Below are 18,839 nucleotides of genomic sequence, written 5' to 3'. Positions count from 1 at the left end.
TTTGACTGCTAAAACCTACTTTTTGTATTCAAAAAAAGCTCGTCAAGGGGAACTGATCGATTTAAATTTCCACCTCGCAAACTATTTTAATACAACTAGTCAGATTTTACGCGCAATACATCAAACATTCGCTGATATTCAGGTGTCTCGAGATTATATTTTTTAGATTCACGAATAACGTAAGCTGTCAAAGATGCCAACTCTGTTTTCGGTCGTTTATTAAGATAATCCGTATGCATGGATGAAGTCGCATCGTAAGGCATTTGTTCCATTTTGTCCAAGGTCCTATGTACAATATGATCAGCAATAACAATTCCTTTTTCCTGAGCTAATGTTGTAACCTCCTGAATAAGTTTAATAGCCGCAACTTTCTTCTTTGGATCTTCCATTATCTGACCAATAGAACAATCAAAATAAGAAGTAGCTGTGGCCATAGCGGAAATAAAAATAAATTTGTCCCATATTATTTTCTCAATTTCACCGGAATAATTCACATGGATATCAGCCTGTTGCACAAGATGATATAACCTATCCAGTCTTTCATCATGTTCTCCATTCAATCCGAAACTCATTGTACCCCATTTTCCTGTCACTTCAATTACTCCGGCAGCCTTTAACCGGGACACAATATAGGCGCAACCATCCACAACCAAATTATTCGGATAATATCTGTTGATACGTTCTTTACTGTCCACTCCATTCTGTAAGGGTATGAATACTGTATCTGCGCTCACACACGGTCCTAATAAGGCCATAGTATCTTCAAGATCATAAGATTTAGTACAAAGAAAAATGTAATCCATTTTTGTGAAGTTTTCAGCCTCACTGGAAGCCTTATAGGGCTTCGCTGTAAAACTTCCCTTTTCTAATAACAGCTTTAAACCATGTTGGTTAATCTCCTCAAGATGGTTACCTCGCGCCAAAAAATTGACATGAATATCAGTGTTTTCATACTTGCGCGCTAACATACCGCCAAAATATCCGCCCACTCCCCCCAGGCCCACAATTAATATATGCTGTTCCATTAGTTTTTTTATTTCGTATTCCTTATCTGTATTCAACCCTTAAATAAATCTAAAGTGAATATAAAGGAACTTTTGACAACACACAACTTATCAATGTCAGGCGGAGATCAACTATTCAGGAACAACTTTTCTTTTACCATTACTTACAAATTTGTTAGTAACACACAAATAGCCGCTTTACACCCAGAAGCAAGTATTTGCCTTTACATTTGCTCGTATAATTAATCATGTACAATAGGTTTTTATTTATGAAAAAATACGCATACATCGGAGCTTTGGGTTTTCTCGCAGTAATCACAACCGAGTTTGGCATTATTGGCATCTTGCCCCAAATAGCCGATCATTATCATATCAGTATCGACAAAGCAGGTTATTTATTAAGTGCTTTTGCCTTGATCATTGCCATAACTGGGCCATTTATGACATTGTTGGCTTCGGGATTCGACCGCAAGAAAGTCATGTTAACTGCCATCGCTATTTTCTTAATCACGGCTATTGTCTCTTCATTATCTCCTCCTTTTTGGTTATTACTTATTGTAAGAATTCTTCCCGCCTTTCTCCAACCTGTCTATATTGCGACAGCATTATCTGTCGCCATTTTAAAAGGGGGGAAGCAAAACGAAAATGAACTTATGAGCATTGTTTTTAGCGGTGTTGCAATCGCCATGGTTACAACAGTTCCCTTCGCTACCTACATTGCCAGTCTCTACTCCTGGACATATTCTTTCACGATACAGGCTATTGTCAGTATTATAGCACTGCTGGCAATCTATTTTGCCATTCCTCCTTTGCCTGTAAAAGAAAAAAAATCCTACGGCAGTCAGATGAAAATATTAACCAAACCCATTTTTATGGTCAGTACCGCAATGAATTTCTTTATGGTATCAGCTTGGTTTTCTACCTATAGTTACTTCGCCGAATATTTAAACAAAGCAAAGAATATGGACAGTACCATGGTTAGTTATATGCTATTTGTATTTGGTATTATTGGAGTCATCGCAAACTGGGTGGCAGGGAAAATGCTCAACCGAAATATTACGTTTACCACAGCATTTTTCTTATCGGGTACACTTATTATTCCTTTATTACTGTATTTTTCAGATGGCAATATGTTCGCTACGGTCTGTACGATTGCCTTATGGGGATTTCTTTATTCTCCTAGCTTCTTAAACGCATCTACCTATATGATTTCTTCCGCTCCTGAGGCGCTAGAATTTGCCAATAGTCTAGCGACTTCATTTGGCAATCTCGGGGTAACTTTGGGGACTACCGTAGGTGGCTGGATTATCGTTTCGAAAGGTGTAGAATTTTCGCCCTGGCTTACGATGGGTTTTGGTTTTCTCGCCTTTCTGATGATCGCCCTACGACAGTTTTTAGAAAAACGTGGCACAACAAATCAAATCACCGTGGTACAGTGTACACAGCAATAATAAATTTTGTCAATATTGTAAGTAAGCCAATGCACGACAATTTAGATCTAGTTAGCCTGGATAATCATTCCAGCGCGAACTGGATCTAATGCATCTCCTTAAAGACCGTCGACAAGATACCAGCTCAAAATAATACCTATAACAAAAATCAATATGGCCACAATTGTAATGCTATTTGAAGTTTGAGCGAAGTTCTCCTCTTCAATTTGTTTGTTTGTTTTACGATATTTAAAAAAGGCGACAATAACCGTCAATGCACCAATAACCACAATAGAAACACCAACAACACCAGAATGTTCATGCTGGGAGCCTGCAACTACATCTTTTTTTAAAATGAGCTCAATCTGACGAATAAATAGTGAAAACTTAACAACCACAAAACCGAAGCCCATAATGCCCAGGCTTGTCCGGATCCAAGCAAGGAAAGTTCGTTCATTCGCAAGATGGTCATTTATCTTCTGTGGCACAGTATTATTAGACATTTGAAATAAATTTTGATCAACAAAAAATTAAAGGAATTTTAAAAAGTATTTCATAGCCCTAAACAATACTTTATCGCCGTGAATATGCTTCAGCACATTTATTTCACGGGTTAGTAAAGATGTTAAGAATAAGAAATTCCATTGTTCGCTCCTCTATGAACGTTGCAAAACTTTGAAAGGTTTGAAAAATAAATTCAAAGCTTCTTTCTTTCAAATCTTTTTTAGCAATGGGATACCGAACCCTGCAGATGAGGAAGGAATAAGTTTCCCATTTTTGACGAGATATCCCGACAAATCCACATCATCAGAAGTACTTGTAACTCCTTCAATGGTTACGGTATTTCCGAGCCCTCCGGCTAAATGCGCTGTATAGAAGCTCTTGAGAAGCGATCCCCAGGCATGGGGAGATGCTTGCGCTCCAAGTTGTATTAACTTTGGCATTAAATTCCTCCAATTCGTAAATCCAAGGCCTTCAATATCCGTAAGGTGAACATCCAGCAGTTTCTTTTCAAATAAGGTTCTCAGCAAGTTCTGATCAGGATCTGCTTCGCCATCCGCCAGCAAAGTATTTATGCCTTCCGATTTTAAAAAGCCGCTAAGCTTTTGATAATCCATCACCGTTTCATGAAAAGGTTCTTCTATCCAAAAGAGATTTACCATTGGGATACCTTTTAAATACTGAATAAATTGGTCTGATGTAAAACCGTTATTTCCATCAACTAAAATTCTGCAGTCAGGAAATGCGTCTGCCACTGCTTTTGTAACCTCAATATCCCGTTGAAGTCCTTTGGAAAAAGGCATCCATTTATGCCCCCTTCCAATTTTTAACTTAAATTGCCTGTACCCCACTCCATAATCATATTGGCATTCCTCAAGAATACGGTCAATTCCTGATGGCCTATCCGCTGGTTCTAAGTCATCGAAATAGATCATACCACTATAATAATCTGTTATGATCGGATCTTTTCGACCAAGTATTTCATAAACAGGTTTATTTAAAATGACTCCTGCGAGATCATGAAGAGCCATATCAAAGGGAATATGTGTCTGCAGCAGTGTACCGACTTTGGGAGAAAAAAGATCTGACATTTTCTTGCCTATCAATTCTCCCGAAATTTTTTCAGCTTCACGTCTTGAGCCACGGAGTGAGGCCCAGCCCATTGCTCCCTGATCTGTCCTTATAACACATATTTCCACATCAGGTCCATAACCATGTAGGTCGAGACGGGCATTTTTCCCCACAAGCCTCGGATAATTCATCTTTACGGTAGAAAATCTGATATCTTTTATCTTGTGATAGGGCAGTACCTTGTTTGCTGGTTCAGCATCAGAGGAAAATAAAATTTCATTTGCGTAACCTTTATACAACGTAGCTGAGGCAATGCCAAAATTCAGGGCCTGAATAAATGTTCTTCTTTTCATAGTTGATCTATTTCGATTATCCGAAACCGTCAGGATAGACTTGTTTCTAGTTTTTTCCTTTACACCAGCGTAGGCATAACTACCCACGTAGCCAAAGCTTTATAATTAGTTTATAAATATCCATATGAAAGATACTGCATACGCGTTTGTATTTATTGACAGGGCGTATCAATTCCTGTACAATTTGTATCATTTTTTTCATAAATGTCTCTGTCGTGTACAATTACCGTATGACTATCTTTACTGCTTCGAGCGGCCTTATTACCTCATAACAATACCGCAGAAAAAAATTGCATATAAATACCCATGTCTTAAATTTTCCTTTATTTTGTATACATGCGCATATTGGTAACAGGATCTTCGGGAAAATTAGGAAGTGTAACAGTTCGGAATCTACGTCGGGCCGGACACGATGTTACGGGAGTTGATTTATTAGAAAGCGATACCACTGATTATTTTTTAGATGTGCAGCGAACTGAGGCAGTTATTGAATTCACAAGTGGTTATGAAGCCATTATCCATACTGCAGCGCTGCATGGTAGACATATGGATTTGAATTATAGGCGGCAAAGTTTTATAGATACCAATATAACAGGAACATTAAATCTATTAAATGCCTGTGTAAAGAACGGAATAAAGCGTTTTCTTTTTACCTCTACAACCTCCATATATGGCAATGCACTTGTTGATGCGGAAAAAGCGGTGTGGGTTACAGAGGAACTTATAGCCCAACCCCGTGATATTTATGACATTACCAAACAGGCTTGTGAAGAGCTCTGTAGAGACTTTTTCGAAAAAGAACAGCTAATGACCAGCGTCTATCGCGTTGGCCGATTTCTTCCAGAGCCCGATAACCTTATGCTAAATCATCGTTTGTATCGGGGATTAGATGAAAGAGATGGAGCTGAGGCTCTTCGACTAGGTGTTGAGACCAACTTTACGTCGTTTCAGATTTTTAATGTTTCTAGCGGTTCGCCTTTTGAAATTGAGGATTTAATTGAACTAAAATCTAACCCTTCCCATATCATCGCTAAGCGTATCCCAAATGCCGTTGAAATATACCGACAGAGAGGCTGGAGCTTTCCAACATCAATAGATAGAGTCTACCGAAGTGATAAAGCAATGCAATTACTTGGTTACACTCCGCAGTATACTTTCGAATTTCTTCTCAATCAACTTCCATAAAACAGCAAGACGGCACATTAGTTATTGATCTACACCGATAAAAATGCCTTCATTTTATTTATTGCTTGCAAGGAAATATCTAAATCTTTATTGAGCACGATTTGTCCACTTGATTTTTCCCGAATAATTAAATTAGCATATTGTGTTCTAAATAATGAAAAAAGTGGCCTTTCCTTTAGCGGTAGATACTTTTCAACAATAGAAACTGCGTAACTATCGAAAACATATTCTTTTTTTCCAATGCTTATCCCGTCACTGAATAGCGTACAGCGGTTTTGCCGATAGGTGGAAACAAGTAAGGCGGGTAAAAGAACAAATCCAAAGAGAGCAAAGGCCCCAAAAGAAATAACCGTACTTGTACCTGAGATAATTCCCAAAAGATTATAGATTGATCCGAAAATAATAAAGGGTGCCAAGACACCATAAAAAATGAGTGTACGCTGTGATAGATTGATTTTCATACTAATGATAAAAATTTGATTTAATACACCAAAATAGTTAAAAGCAAAAGGAATCTCCCACATAATATAATTATCGCTTTGATCTCCTTAATATTCGTCCACTATCAATAAATAAGGGTAATACTTTTGCCATATTTAGTCGGCTGTTTTTCTATCGTCAGATTCTTGTCTGAGCTTACAAAGCATTTGAAACAAGTCTCAAAAAACAACAAAATCTATATAAGATTTCCAAATTTCCCAGTATAGATTAGGATAAGGGTAATCATATCGAATAGCGCATGTGAAATGATTGAAACCCAAAGATTATTATTCCCTTTTTTATATAAAATACTCCAGTACAATCCTCCCAAACAAGCAGCAATAACAGCAAATATATCTTGCTGCAGATGATAGAGACCGAAAAGAATACTGGTTATCACCATAGGCAACCAATGTCCCATTCCCTTAAACAATCTTTTTTCGAGTATATTCTGGATATAGCCCCGAAACACAACTTCCTCATAAAATCCACCAATAATCCAAGCTGCAAAAATTGTCATGATCAATCTTTCTATACTACTCCTGATAAAATTATACTCCGTATAATCCGGAACATTAAATAGATGTTTGATAACTGGAATATATATTATCTGCATAAATATTACCCAGGCTAATGCAGAGAGAATTCCTAAAAGAATAGCACGCGAAGAAAGGTTTTTCTTATCTAATCCCAAATCCCTCAATGTCCTGCCTTTTCTTCTTAAAACAAGAAAAATTGCTAGAAAACAAATCACTGCATAGGAATAAAAAGGTAATGGCACAGCATGCGGAAATACGACAAGAAATAGGATGAACCCGATATCCTGAATTATTGAAAATGCTTTCCTTTTCATAGCTTCAGTTATGAAGTGCGTATTATTTTCAAAAATTTAAGCAACTGTAACACCAAAGAAGTGTCCTATTAACGCAGTCACTCCCATTGCTATTGTTCCCCAGAAACATATTCTGCCTATTGCAATTCCTACACTCGAGCCTCCAGTCTTGGCCGCAATCGCACCGAGAACCATTAAAAAAATAATCGTAAAACCATACTGCAGATAGACCATCTGCTTAATTGGTGCAAGCAATGAAACCATAAATGGAAGTAGCGCTCCAAGGGCAAATGAGCCTAGAGATGCCAGTGCAGCTTGTAAAGGTTTAGCTTGTGTAATCTCATTTATACCCAATTCGTCATGTGCATGGGCGCCCAATGCATCATGTGCAGTTAGTTCACGTGCAACCTGTAAGGCGGTTTCTTGACTGACGCCTCTTCTTTCATAAACTTTGGCTAACTCCTGTAGCTCGATTTCAGGCATTTCTTCAAGTTCCTTTTTCTCACGTAGCAGATCGGCCTTTTCGGTATCTTCCTGTGAGCTTACGGAAACATATTCTCCTGCTGCCATAGACATTGCTCCCGCAATCATGCCCGCTAACGCTGCCAAGACAATGGTATTGCGTTCAGGGCTTGCCGCTGCAACTCCAATCACAATACTCGTCGTCGATAATAAGCCATCGTTGGCACCTAACACAGCAGCGCGAAGCCACCCAACCCGGTTGACATAGTGTTTTTCTAATGGATGGTGCATATCAGTATGTGTTTGTGAAAGATACTTAAATTTAGCAATTATATTTATTTAAAGCCCCACTGATATCACTGTAAGTCAACAACCTATCAAATTACCTACAGTACCATCCTGATTTTTTCACGATTGTGGTTATCCTTTTTAACCATTACCTTTCAACATTTCGCAAACTTTATTCTACTCAGGAGCTTAAAGAGAAGGTACTAGGTTGTCTTTTAACACACGTTCAAGGTCAACTCCAGATCCTCCAGTTTCAAGGATAATCCCATTTCGGTCAATGATATAAACTTTTGGTAAACCCTGTACCCGATAGGTGATGGCCGTTTTACTGTGTAGTGCTTGCTGATCGCCAACATTAATCCAGGATATGTTATCTTCAACGGCAGCTTTTTTCCAGATCTCCCTATTCGTATCTAGATTAAAGGATATAATCTCTAATCCTAGTTTTTTATATTTAGCATACAGCATCGGTAGCTTTTTGTTACTTTGTCTGCATGGAACACACCAGGCAGCCCAAAAATCGAGCACAACAATCTTTCCTCTAAAATCAACTAGTTTTAGATCATTATTATTAAGGTCTTGTGCAATAAAGGATGGTGCCAGGTCCCCCTTTCTAAGTTCTTTTGCTTGAATAAATTCATTTAAAAAGCGTCCAGTCCTACTATTTTTAATATTCTCCGGAAATCTACCATAAGCTAACTGTAAGGAATCTCTTGTTAATGATGTTCTTAGGAAATAGAGTTCCTGCATAAGCGGATAAGAAGGTTTTTTATTAAAAATATTATCGATTCTTAATTGTCTTATGGACCAATAATAGTGATCCGATGCAATTCTCAACTCGGTCTGTTTGACTGAATCAGTTTCAACTTCTATCTCCTTATCAAGTGCAGCGGCTTTTTTCCACATGGGATCCAGCTGTTTATTGATCGGAATGGCCTCAGCTTGTGATCTAGAATTCAGCACTTCGATATTTGAAAAATTCAGGCTATCGCCCAAAATCTTCATCCGTGCAGGCTCTATCCAGATCACGGTCCTCAAATTGGGTTTTGCAGTAAGTATATATAAGGTTGGTTCCAGTAAAGTTCCTTTTATCGTACATTTTCCATCCTTAAGCACACCTGAATAAGACTGACTGTCATTCTGAAAACTGCTCAGTTCAAACTTTGAACCATTAGAAAATCCTGAAAGATCAAATTGAATTTCGAAAAGCTTTCCTTTTTTTTGCTGAGCTAGGCAAGCAAGAGGTAAGAAAAATAAAAAAAGAAATATTTTTTTTCCTATCATCATATGCGTATTAGTTTCCTTATCAAAAAATAATATCCTTCATCTCCGATCCACTTAAACGAGTATTTCTAACAAAACCCGCCCCCTTAAAACGATATTGAAGACCGACTATTTCAGTTGGTGCATTTTTAATCGTAGTTGCATATACATGTTTATCATTAATCCAAAATCTAATCTGCTGATTTTTACAGACTATTTTAAGCTTAGTCCATTCGGAAAGATCACAACCAAATCCACTGAGGTCATCTTGTTTACTATCCGTATAAAAACCACCAGCTGTGAGGGCTATGTCACCGATACAGGCTGTATTTACTAAAGGTATAATAAATATATCGTTTTTAGACTGTAAGAGTACTTCCACACGTTGGCAAATATTGCCACTATTGACTATCCCTGTTTTTATGTCTGTTTCAAAACTAAAATTATTGGTCATAACTCCTGTCATATTCTTTTGATTGTAAAATCTAACCGGTGGAGCTTCAGGGAGGAGATCGACCTTATAACTTTTCAGCAGCTCCTGCGTAACGGCAATTTCATGTGGCAATGTGATTTCAGTTTTTTTGAAATATAACGGTTCTTTTCCCCACGCTGCTTCTACCAATCCTAACCAGCCATCTGTTTTAATCTGTATATCATGTTCTCGAACAATTTTGTCCCCAATAATCAGCTTGGCCCTGAAGTAACCTGGATAGTAATAAATAGCGGAGTGATGTTTGTCGTTTCTATCCACCTGCGTCTTGCGGCTAGTGTCCCAGCTTTGTGCAATGAATACCGAATCGTCTTCACTTGCTGCCGAAGCATCATAATCAAATACAACTGAATTGGGTAACCCCTGTGTCAGCATTGTCTTGGACGAAAAGTGGAAAGCGCTACCATCAAAATGCTTCTTTTTTTGGACAAACCTATTCCCAAAAAGTAGGACCACGACAAGGACAATGACAGATGAAATACCTATAATAAATACAGAACCATACTTTTTTTGTACGCTCACTTGTGGCTCAAAAGTGGATTTACTAAATACCTGATTCTGCGATATCTCTTTCTGTACATAAGCATTTCGGAAAGCCCGCCAGTCTTCATAACCAAGATACTGTGCCAATGTATTTAATGTCGTCAGGGCAGGTTTACTTTGGTAATCAATCCTACCAAAAATCCGCTTCAATGTAGAAATGCTAAGTATAACCCCCGTTTTTTCCTGAATCTTTTCCGAAAGTTTTTCAAAATCGGCGGTACTCCAATTGGAAGTTTCACCCCATTCAAGTTTATTTTCAATGGAATTCTTAAGATGCTGAAATAATTCAGGATGGCTCGACTTAATCATAATTTATTACATATCAGAATTTTAAAAACAAACAATCATCTTGAACAAACTTGAATAAACTTGATGCAAGGTTGAACGCGTTAAAATAATGCCTACACGCTAAATTTATCAAAAACTTTATTAACATGAAAAAAACATTCTTGATACTAGTCTTAATATTGGTCGCTTTATTCCAAAGTGACGCTCAAGAAAAGAAAATTAAGACATCAGCAGGCACAAACATTACACTAAGCGCAGAAAAATGGGTCTTTCAGAATGGAAAAGTCGATTTTCTGAATTTTAAGGGCCGTAGAGCAATAAAAATCGCTCCAGCATCTGGTCCGGTAATGATTAAAGACTTAATTTTCAAAGATGGAACCATCGAGTATGATGTGATACCTGCGAAAACAGAATTTGCAAGCGCCATTTATTTCCATCGAAAAGATGAAAGAGAACAGGAGATTGTCTATCTGCGAGTACCTAAAATGACCGACCCTTTTGCCAATGAAGGTATTCAGTACTGTCCCATCTTACACGGTGTCAACATGTGGGACATGTATCCCCAATATCAGGCTTCTGCAACAGCCAAAGCAGATGAATGGAATCATATTAAACTCGTCATTTCGGGAATGCAAATGCAGGTTTTTGTCAACAATAGCCTCAGATTGACAGTACCAAAACTTGAGGGGCGCGAACATAGCGGAAACATTGCATTTGACGGCGACTCCTACATCAGCAATATCGAGATCACACCCAACGAAACGGAAGAATTACCACAGGCTGAAGGTGTAGACCTGACCCGCCATGAAGCAAATTATATCCGAAATTGGTCTATAACCCAGCCCACGACTTTGGAGGAAGGAAGGGAGCCAACTGCTTTTCGTGACCTACCTAAAGACGAAGCCTTTACAGAAAAAATAGCCGCTGAGCGATATGGATTGATAAACCTGACAAGACGCTTTGGTGCTGCAGAAAAACGAAGGATAGTTTGGCTAAAAGCCGTTATTACCGTGAAAGAGCCTACTTTCGTCAATCTCCAGCTCGGATTCTCGGATGAAATATGGCTTTATCTAAATGATCAGATCACCTACACTGACAAAAATATCTTCCGTCAGAATATGAAAAAATATCCTGACGGAAGAATATCTGTACAGAATGGAAATGCTCGATTAAAGCTTAAAAAAGGTAAAAACCAATTACTCGTAGGAGTATCCAATGATTTTTATGGCTGGGGATTAATGGCCCGTTTGGAAAATATGGAAAATATTACCGCTATAGAACCATATCAGGAAAGAAAACATTCCATCGAACATATCGATAGCTATTTGGGTACCTATGCGGATGAGACAGCTCCCACATTTAAGCTAACCTTTGTAGAAAAGGATGGTATGTTAAGTGTAGAGGCCCCTAATCAAGAAAATGTAGCACTCGATTATCTCGGAAATAACCTATTTAAAATGGGGCTCGGCATAGAATTGCAATTTACGCCCGACTTTCAACAGGTGGTGAGAAAAGAGAATGGATTTGAGATGAGATTTATTAGAAAACGATAAAATAAAATCACTTCATAGAACAGTATACACCTTGCCTCAACCGCTCAGTCCAATTTCAATTAGGACTGAGCTGCTTGATTCTCCTATCATCTATCTCGCGGCAACTTTCGCACCCGTGTTTGTGTTTTTCTTTCAGAACGTTACGCTCTTTAAAATTTATAATTATATCCTAGTCTCAGCACCTGCGTTTCGTAATAATCATGGCTTGTATAATTAAAACCAATACCATCTATTTTTCGCTTAATAACCATCGTATTTAATAAATCCGTAGCATTAAAGAAAAGCTCGCCTTTTCCTTTTTGAACGGATTTTTTTAGTCCTGCATCTATTGAAAACCTCGATTGGATTTTTCCCTGCGGTATAATATCCGGTGCCAAATAGATTGCTGTAATCTGCCCATCCCATCCTTTTGCAAAACGAAACATATTGTTAAACTTCAAGTTACCTGAAAGTGCAGTCTGCCTATCTGCTGAAAAAGTATTGGGTTCGGGATAAAGATTTTCTACTGTAAAGGCATTGATTTGGTTTCGATAGAGATTACCATTAATATTAAAGGAGTAATTTGAAGATACTTTTTGATTCAAGATTGTTTCAATCCCCGTATTGAAGCTCTTTCCTGCATTTTGGAATACAGCATAAATTAATTTACTGTCCGGAACAGTACTCGATATCCGTGTAATAGTTCCATCAGCGAAACGGTGATACATTGCGGCGTAAAAGTAACCCTTGCTCCAGGTGTTCTTATATCCCAGTTCGACAGAATTGGTGAACTGAGGACGCAAGCCTGGATTTCCAACCTTGATAATTTCAGCATCATCATACTTTGGAAAAATACGAATGTCAACTTCATTAGGTCGGTCCACCCGCCGATTATAAAAAGCCGAAAGCTTGTTATTGTCGTTAAGTTTGTAGGCCAATCTCACATTGGGAAAGGGTTGCGTATAATTGTACCCATCGCTTTTATAGGTGTTATGATTTGGATTTACATCATATTGAATTTTCACATATTCTAGACGCAAGCCTAATTCAGCCTCCCATTTCTCATTTTCGAAGACATAATTCCCATACACTGCTGGTATTAGTTCCTTGTAATTTGCCCAGCCGCCAGCATCCATATCAAGAACCGAGTTGGCGCCCGGTTTAAACTCCATATTAGTTGGAATATTCCGGTTTCTCACCTTTATTCCGGTTTCAATACGTCCATATTTCAGCGGTTTGATATAATCTACATTAACATCATAAACCTGTTCGTCAGATAGCAGCTTAAAAGAGTCTGTTCCCTTCGAAGAAGGTAGATAATTGTCATAGAAGTACTTTTCGTCTTCTCGATGAAATGTATAATTAAAACCAACATTGAGCAAATGCCCAGCATCTTTAAATTTGTGCTGATAAGAAGTGGTCGCCATGGCTGTTGTCTTCAATTCATCTTCCAAAAATTGCCAAAGACGCAAGCGTGTTGAAATATCAGCATTGAAAAAAGGTTGATCGCCCCGGTCAATAATCTTCTCACTTCCATACATCCCCGAAATAGTCAGATTATTCTGTTCGTCAATATGCCAATCTATCCCCGCTTTCGTCGTTAGAAAATTCGTATTCCGATTTCGTTTCAGCTGTGAGTTAATAATTGTACCATCTTCATATTTACGAGTTACAAATTCATTCTTGTTCAGTGTCTGTGTATAGAGATTATCGGCCTGTATGAAAATATTGACCTTATCTTTTCTGTAATTTAATGATACACTGGGATTGATTTTAGGTGTTAAAGTATATTGTGGTCTTATGGTTGGTAGATTTTCCTTCCGTATCCATAATGAGCCCAATCCGGAACTGAAACCTACTTTACCATTAAATCCATTTTGATTACTTTTCTTCATAATGATATTAATAATACCTGCATTTCCGTTGGCATCATACTTCGAAGAAGGATTATTGATGATCTCTATTTTATCTATCGCTGATGACGGAATATTATCCAACCCAGATTGGCTACCAAAACCTGTCAAGGCGGTTTGTTTTCCATCAATCAGCACGGTGACTTTGTCATTGCCTCTCAGTTGAACTTTGCCATCCTGAACTGTAATTCCGGGCAAATTTTGCATAGTCTGCAAAACAGAACCGCCGGTCTGACTTATATTATCGGCAACGGAATAGATTTTCTTATCCAGTTTATTACTTACATGACCTGCCTGAGCAGTCACGGTAACCCCTTCTAATGCGATGGAACGCTCCTCCAACTCGATCGTTGGGATATCCAAAAACTCCGAAAGACTACCAACAAATAGGGATTGCTTCTTATCCTCAAACCCTGTAAATGAAATGTTTAATTGGTAATTTCCTGGCTTAATTTTGGAAATGGTAAACCGGCCTTCATCGTTTGTCATCGTTCCGGCGATAAAAGCGCCGTCTTTATCAGATTTGACCACAACATTAACGTATTGAATAGCCAATTTATCCGTCTTATTTTTTATAATACCTGAAAGTGTAACAGACGATACCTGTGCAGAAACAACCGAAGAAACTATGACTAAAATAAAAATAAAAAATAACCGTAATTGAACCATAATCTAATCCCTAACCTCCTTTAGAAATTTACCCTTATCATCAAAAATTAAGTCCCTACCATCGACTTCAGCCTCATAGCTAACATTATTTCTAGCATCAGTAATTTTAGCTGCTTCTTTGATATTTTTATGTGGATAGTTTTTGATTACATAAGCTTTAGCGTCTGCAGGAAGCTCTCCGGCAGGAATTCCAACCTCGGTTTCAATGATATGTCCTGCGGCATTTATAAGAACGGAATTATTAATTTTCCCATCCTTAAATCCAGCTTCATAATTTCCCTTTTCTTTTTCCCATTTTACAGACTTTACATTCGGGTATTTCTGTTGAAACGCCAGCTTAATTACTGATGGAACTTTCTTTTCCGAGACTTCTTGAGCTTTGGCCAATGATACGCTTACCATCAGGGCCAAAATAAAAATTAATCTTTTCATGTTCTTTTTATTAATGATTCCATAAAATTCAAAAACAATTTAGAAGAAATTTAGAACTCAATACCAACCAGGACAATGGAAATTGTGGAGCTAATGAATAGCTATCATCTTCGGAGATTACTCGGTACTTATTCGGTGCTTGTTCGGAACTTCTTCGGAACTTCTTCGGTGCTTCTTCGGTTGGAAGCGAATAAATAGCGATTAAATTCCGAGGAAACAGCGTCGATTGTATGAGTGAATATCGAAAACAATATAAGATTAAACTTGTCGACTATGGGATTCGGTTTCCTTACAGTATTTTATTTTTCTAGAATAGCCTGAGACATCTTAAGAATATGTTAAACTTTTCGTATTAACACTTTTTAACCATGTAATATGGTAACTTTAGCAAAAATTATAATTTACATCAACCACAAATGCCCTTTTTAGACCATGTTCTGCAAGTTCCTACCTACGGATGGAAAGACAACGATGGAAACCTCGTAAAGCCAAGCAAAAAAGAAATTTTCAGCGAATTCTTCAAACGCCTCAATATTTTTAAAGATAAAAGAAATTGGTTACCCTTTTTTAGCTGGCTAAAAGTAGCTTGCCTCATCCCCTTTTTTATCATCTTTTTGGTGTACCACTTCAGTTGGTGGACTGTCTTGGCAGCATTTGTCTACAGTATGATCGTTATGGGGACTCATGGTACGATATGGCACCATCGATTTGCAACACACGGCGCATTTAAATTCCGGAACGGATTCTGGCGTTTTTTCACACAGAATCTGACTATTAATGTAATTCCAGAAGAAATATATGTGATTTCACATCATGTTCATCACGCAAAATCTGACACCCCTGGTGATCCTTATAATGCACAGGCTGGTTTTCTATACTGTTTTTTAGCCGATGTAAATCATCAGCCTATTGCTAAGGACCTTACGGAAAATTCATATAACCGTGTCAAATTACTGATGCGACATACAGGTGTAACCGCCAATAGTTATGCACAATATCGAAAATGGGGGTCGTACGTAAATCCTTCTCATGCTATTGGATCCTGGATACTAAACTGGGCTTTTTGGTATGCCATTTTCTATTTGATCGGTGGCCACGCACTTGCCTGTACACTCTTTGGTGCGGCCGGTTTCTGGGCAATCGGTGTACGGACATTCAACTATGAAGGCCATGCAAAAGGTGAAGACAAGCAACGTGAAGGTATTGATTTCAATGAGAAAGACAAATCGATAAATCAGTTATGGCCCGGCATTGTAGCAGGTGAATGGCACAACAACCATCATTTATATCCTAAGAGTGCGCGGAGTGGTTTTAAACCTTATCAGATTGATCTCGCTTGGTGTTATATCAAAATGATGCATAAACTCGGCGCAGTCAGTAGTTATCGTGATGACAAGAAAAGATTTGACGAACAATATCGTATCCCCTACCTAAAATCTAAGGAATAATCAATCTCTCTTATTATAATTTTAACCTGTTACCGGCTTCAGCTATATAGCACAGGAACAACTAAGTCAACGTAGCGCGATATTAGATTACCGCATTTTATTTGGAACAAGTCTAAATAGAGTGTATATTTGGGTGCTTTGAAAACCTCCGTACGTAAAATAGAGATCAACAAACAACAATTTGAAGAGTTCTTTCAACTGTATTGGAAGAGAATGTTTTCATTTGCGCTTAAAAGTGTAGAAAATGAAGATGATGCAAAAGAAATTGTTCAAGATGTCTTCAAATCTCTGTGGGAAAGAAGATATCAGCTAGAACTTCAGGATGCGGAGCGTTATCTATTGCGTTCGGTTAAATTAAAATCACTAGAATTTCTCCGGAATAAAGGAAATAAAGAGAGACATCATGAGCTGATCTTAAATAGCAAAGCAGCATCTTACGAAGACAATTATATTTATTACAAAGAACTCAAAAATCACTTGGATCAAGCTGTTGATTCTTTGCCCAAACAATGCAAAAATGTCTATAAACTGAGTCGCGACGAAGGGTTAACGAACAAAGAGATTGCAACAAATCTACTTATTTCAGAGCGAGCAGTTGAATATCATATCAGTAAAGCATTGTCAGTTATCAAAATAAGACTTAAAAAGTATTGCAATATCAATATTGCGAGATTCCTATTAATTACTTTTTTGTACTTTTGAATATACGTGGATTATCAAAAGATGGAAATCAACCAAGAAATACTTAAAAAATATGCTTCAGGTGAATGCTCTGAAGCTGAAAAGCATGCGGTTGAAAAATGGTTGGATAATAATTCATGGGATAGTATTGCGGAAAATAACCATGTCGATGAACTAGTTGGATCTGACATGTGGAATAAAATTAATGCCGATGTATATCAATATAGAAAATTCCATTGGGCCAAAATTACTGCCGCCGCCGCAGTTCTTGTAATCGGTTTTTCTGTTTTCTATCTATCTCCCCCTGCTCTGGATAATCATACCTTTACCAATACATCGATTGAGAATAGCAGGCTCTTTACCGAAGATCATTATGATTTACAGTTAAGTAAAAATAGCACGGCCAATATTGATCTGGTTAATAAAAAACTAACCTTCAGCGGAGACTTTATGATCACGCCCAAACGGGACTTTGAGCTTGTGGATAGTAACCATAATATTCTTGTATTTAAGGCTGGGCGAGAATACTTTGTTTCCGATTCTCCGGATTTTGGTAAAATCGTTGCTTTTCAAAAAAGCGATTTGGCATTCCTCCCGTCCAATATGCAGATTAAAATTAGAGAACAATTTCAAAGCATTTAATAGACAAACATGAAGCGATTAGTATTGTTGTCTTTCCTTGCAACTTTTATTTTTTCCTGTCAACAAATTTCCAAAAAAAACATAGATCCTGATTTTGTTTTTTGCTTGTTTAACAAAGATGAAAGCCCAACCAGTTTGTTTTTCTCCGAAAGTTTGGAGGACACCCGACAACCTACGCTACAAATTCCTTTGTCCAGCTCACGAATTCAGGAACGGGAATATATCTATAAAAATGGCTTCTTTTATCGGTTGTCAAGCCAAACCAGTGTATTTACGAAACACCGATTACAGGGGGCGTCCTTGGTCCTTATTGACAGTATACAATTAAAAAATCGCGACTTTGAAACCATCACCTGGAAAGATGACAACAATTTAATTGCGCTATGCCGAGAGGATCTTATTGCAAAAAAAGCGCAGGCCCGACTCTATCAGATTAATGTTGCAGAGATGAAAATTATTAAGGAAGATACCATCACACTTCCCTTTGCAACAAAAGAATATAACGCACTACACCTCGGACTTGTTGATATTGAAAACAATAACCTTTGGCTGGCCTATTCCTTCTTCAAATCACACGGGAAATATGGACATACCACATCTGATACGACCTATTACGCCACAATAAATTATCCTAGCTTTACACTGCAACAAATTCAGAAAGAAACTCGTTCGACCTATCCCGGTGGCTTCAACATCATACAATCCTATAGTTTTAAAGACGAATTAGGGGACTATTATTTTATGACCAATCCTGGCATAGCACTGGGCAATAATTTAAAGCTTCCAACAGCAATTTTTAGAAAGAAGAAAGGGCAGCAGCTCGTCGATCAGCACTTTATGATCAATGTTTCCAAGTCAATTGGTAATCATGCCTATGGAATCTGGTATGTGGGCAACGGAAAGGCGATTGTTCGCAATGAACAGAAGAATTTATACACCGATTTTTCCAATTATCACGCAGTTTATCAGTTCGAATATAGACTGGTGGATTTAAAATCTGGTTCCATCGAAAGAATTCCGCTCCCATTGGATAAAGGTACCCAAAAAGAGAATGTCTGGAGTGACAAAAAGGATGTTTATATAGCGATAGATGATGCAAATGATGAGCATCGTGTATGGAAGTATAATTTGCAGACAAAAGAAATCTCCAAGGGGATCCAACTCCCCAATAGTACAAACTTTATTGTACGTATGGATTATTTGAAAAAATAATCCATAGTTTCTTCAAAAAAAACAAAGCTCATAATCAACTATTTGCATATTTTTTAAAAAAATAGCTGAAATCAACATTCGGTAAGCGATCGGTATAGGCAACCTTCTTGTATATACTTA

Annotated in this window: 17 protein-coding genes; 7 read left to right on the top strand and 10 right to left on the bottom strand. The window is 37.8% G+C overall.

Going from position 1 to position 18,839, the window contains the following annotated elements; genetic code table 11:
* Positions 1-95 precede the first annotated feature (95 nt).
* Positions 96-1,025, bottom strand: coding sequence for a ketopantoate reductase family protein (locus tag A9970_RS22050; protein WP_182983714.1), 930 nt, complete (start codon positions 1,023-1,025; stop codon positions 96-98).
* Between the two features lie 248 nt (positions 1,026-1,273).
* Here A9970_RS22050 and A9970_RS22045 point away from each other — a divergent pair, with 248 nt between their 5' ends.
* The gene (locus A9970_RS22045) at positions 1,274-2,455 is read left to right on the top strand and encodes an MFS transporter (RefSeq protein WP_182983713.1); all 1,182 of its coding nucleotides are present in this window, start codon (positions 1,274-1,276) and stop codon (positions 2,453-2,455) included.
* Positions 2,456-2,553: 98 nt separating this feature from the next.
* On the opposite strand, the gene A9970_RS22040 is transcribed toward A9970_RS22045, so the two are convergent.
* Both A9970_RS22040 and A9970_RS22035 read right to left on the bottom strand, forming a co-directional pair.
* Entirely contained in the window at positions 2,554-2,937 is a 384-nt protein-coding gene (locus tag A9970_RS22040; protein ID WP_182983712.1) for a YidH family protein, read from the bottom strand.
* 210 nt (positions 2,938-3,147) lie between these two features.
* Positions 3,148-4,359, bottom strand: a complete 1,212-nt coding sequence (locus A9970_RS22035) for an enolase C-terminal domain-like protein (protein WP_182983711.1) — start codon at positions 4,357-4,359, stop codon at positions 3,148-3,150.
* A 336-nt stretch (positions 4,360-4,695) separates the two neighbouring features.
* Here A9970_RS22035 and A9970_RS22030 point away from each other — a divergent pair, with 336 nt between their 5' ends.
* Positions 4,696-5,544 (top strand): NAD(P)-dependent oxidoreductase, encoded by an 849-nt coding sequence (locus A9970_RS22030; protein WP_182983710.1) that lies wholly within the window; start codon positions 4,696-4,698, stop codon positions 5,542-5,544.
* A 29-nt stretch (positions 5,545-5,573) separates the two neighbouring features.
* Here A9970_RS22030 and A9970_RS22025 read toward each other — a convergent pair whose 3' ends face one another.
* The 5 genes from A9970_RS22025 to A9970_RS22005 form a co-directional block, all read right to left on the bottom strand.
* Complete coding sequence (locus A9970_RS22025; protein ID WP_182983709.1) at positions 5,574-6,005, bottom strand: hypothetical protein; 432 nt, start codon at positions 6,003-6,005, stop codon at positions 5,574-5,576.
* A gap of 215 nt (positions 6,006-6,220) precedes the next feature.
* Positions 6,221-6,877 (bottom strand): CPBP family intramembrane glutamic endopeptidase, encoded by a 657-nt coding sequence (locus A9970_RS22020; protein ID WP_182983708.1) that lies wholly within the window; start codon positions 6,875-6,877, stop codon positions 6,221-6,223.
* A gap of 36 nt (positions 6,878-6,913) precedes the next feature.
* Entirely contained in the window at positions 6,914-7,609 is a 696-nt protein-coding gene (locus A9970_RS22015; RefSeq protein ID WP_182983707.1) for a VIT family protein, read from the bottom strand.
* Between the two features lie 186 nt (positions 7,610-7,795).
* Entirely contained in the window at positions 7,796-8,893 is a 1,098-nt protein-coding gene (locus A9970_RS22010; protein WP_182983706.1) for an AhpC/TSA family protein, read from the bottom strand.
* Between the two features lie 19 nt (positions 8,894-8,912).
* Positions 8,913-10,211: a hypothetical protein gene (locus A9970_RS22005; RefSeq protein ID WP_182983705.1), complete on the bottom strand. Its 1,299-nt coding sequence runs from the start codon at positions 10,209-10,211 to the stop codon at positions 8,913-8,915.
* A 125-nt stretch (positions 10,212-10,336) separates the two neighbouring features.
* Here A9970_RS22005 and A9970_RS22000 point away from each other — a divergent pair, with 125 nt between their 5' ends.
* Positions 10,337-11,743 carry a hypothetical protein gene (locus A9970_RS22000; RefSeq protein ID WP_182983704.1) on the top strand — a complete coding sequence of 469 codons (1,407 nt, stop codon included), beginning with the start codon at positions 10,337-10,339 and terminating at the stop codon, positions 11,741-11,743.
* Between the two features lie 149 nt (positions 11,744-11,892).
* Here the strand turns inward: A9970_RS22000 and A9970_RS21995 are convergent, their stop codons facing one another.
* Complete coding sequence (locus A9970_RS21995; RefSeq protein ID WP_182983703.1) at positions 11,893-14,304, bottom strand: outer membrane beta-barrel family protein; 2,412 nt, start codon at positions 14,302-14,304, stop codon at positions 11,893-11,895.
* Positions 14,305-14,307: 3 nt separating this feature from the next.
* Positions 14,308-14,736 (bottom strand): PepSY-like domain-containing protein, encoded by a 429-nt coding sequence (locus A9970_RS21990; RefSeq protein WP_182983702.1) that lies wholly within the window; start codon positions 14,734-14,736, stop codon positions 14,308-14,310.
* 416 nt (positions 14,737-15,152) lie between these two features.
* Here A9970_RS21990 and A9970_RS21985 point away from each other — a divergent pair, with 416 nt between their 5' ends.
* From A9970_RS21985 to A9970_RS21970, 4 genes are all read left to right on the top strand, one after another.
* Positions 15,153-16,184, top strand: coding sequence for a fatty acid desaturase (locus A9970_RS21985; protein ID WP_153846506.1), 1,032 nt, complete (start codon positions 15,153-15,155; stop codon positions 16,182-16,184).
* A 138-nt stretch (positions 16,185-16,322) separates the two neighbouring features.
* On the top strand, positions 16,323-16,886 hold the full coding sequence (locus tag A9970_RS21980; RefSeq protein ID WP_228280135.1) for an RNA polymerase sigma-70 factor: 564 nt from the start codon (positions 16,323-16,325) through the stop codon (positions 16,884-16,886).
* 21 nt (positions 16,887-16,907) lie between these two features.
* Positions 16,908-17,507, top strand: a complete 600-nt coding sequence (locus A9970_RS21975; RefSeq protein ID WP_153846481.1) for a hypothetical protein — start codon at positions 16,908-16,910, stop codon at positions 17,505-17,507.
* Between the two features lie 9 nt (positions 17,508-17,516).
* Positions 17,517-18,719, top strand: coding sequence for a hypothetical protein (locus A9970_RS21970; RefSeq protein ID WP_153846482.1), 1,203 nt, complete (start codon positions 17,517-17,519; stop codon positions 18,717-18,719).
* The last annotated feature ends 120 nt before the right edge of the window (positions 18,720-18,839 follow it).

Source organism: Sphingobacterium sp. UME9 (genome assembly GCF_014170215.1).
GTDB lineage: Bacteria > Bacteroidota > Bacteroidia > Sphingobacteriales > Sphingobacteriaceae > Sphingobacterium > Sphingobacterium paramultivorum.
Note: the sequence above shows the minus strand (reverse complement) of the source record. Positions and strands in the feature narration are given on the sequence as shown.

What these genes read in the sequence shown, in the direction of transcription:
- A9970_RS22020 (WP_182983708.1), bottom strand. Translation starts at nt 6,877, where the DNA reads ATGAAAAGGAAAGCATTTTCAATAATTCAGGATATCGGGTTCATCCTA.
- A9970_RS22035 (WP_182983711.1), bottom strand. Translation starts at nt 4,359, where the DNA reads ATGAAAAGAAGAACATTTATTCAGGCCCTGAATTTTGGCATTGCCTCA.
- A9970_RS21995 (WP_182983703.1), bottom strand. Translation starts at nt 14,304, where the DNA reads ATGGTTCAATTACGGTTATTTTTTATTTTTATTTTAGTCATAGTTTCT.
- A9970_RS22040 (WP_182983712.1), bottom strand. Translation starts at nt 2,937, where the DNA reads ATGTCTAATAATACTGTGCCACAGAAGATAAATGACCATCTTGCGAAT.
- A9970_RS21990 (WP_182983702.1), bottom strand. Translation starts at nt 14,736, where the DNA reads ATGAAAAGATTAATTTTTATTTTGGCCCTGATGGTAAGCGTATCATTG.
- A9970_RS22000 (WP_182983704.1), top strand. Translation starts at nt 10,337, where the DNA reads ATGAAAAAAACATTCTTGATACTAGTCTTAATATTGGTCGCTTTATTC.
- A9970_RS22045 (WP_182983713.1), top strand. Translation starts at nt 1,274, where the DNA reads ATGAAAAAATACGCATACATCGGAGCTTTGGGTTTTCTCGCAGTAATC.
- A9970_RS22025 (WP_182983709.1), bottom strand. Translation starts at nt 6,005, where the DNA reads ATGAAAATCAATCTATCACAGCGTACACTCATTTTTTATGGTGTCTTG.
- A9970_RS22005 (WP_182983705.1), bottom strand. Translation starts at nt 10,211, where the DNA reads ATGATTAAGTCGAGCCATCCTGAATTATTTCAGCATCTTAAGAATTCC.
- A9970_RS21975 (WP_153846481.1), top strand. Translation starts at nt 16,908, where the DNA reads ATGGAAATCAACCAAGAAATACTTAAAAAATATGCTTCAGGTGAATGC.
- A9970_RS22050 (WP_182983714.1), bottom strand. Translation starts at nt 1,025, where the DNA reads ATGGAACAGCATATATTAATTGTGGGCCTGGGGGGAGTGGGCGGATAT.
- A9970_RS21970 (WP_153846482.1), top strand. Translation starts at nt 17,517, where the DNA reads ATGAAGCGATTAGTATTGTTGTCTTTCCTTGCAACTTTTATTTTTTCC.
- A9970_RS22015 (WP_182983707.1), bottom strand. Translation starts at nt 7,609, where the DNA reads ATGCACCATCCATTAGAAAAACACTATGTCAACCGGGTTGGGTGGCTT.
- A9970_RS22010 (WP_182983706.1), bottom strand. Translation starts at nt 8,893, where the DNA reads ATGATGATAGGAAAAAAAATATTTCTTTTTTTATTTTTCTTACCTCTT.
- A9970_RS22030 (WP_182983710.1), top strand. Translation starts at nt 4,696, where the DNA reads ATGCGCATATTGGTAACAGGATCTTCGGGAAAATTAGGAAGTGTAACA.
- A9970_RS21985 (WP_153846506.1), top strand. Translation starts at nt 15,153, where the DNA reads ATGCCCTTTTTAGACCATGTTCTGCAAGTTCCTACCTACGGATGGAAA.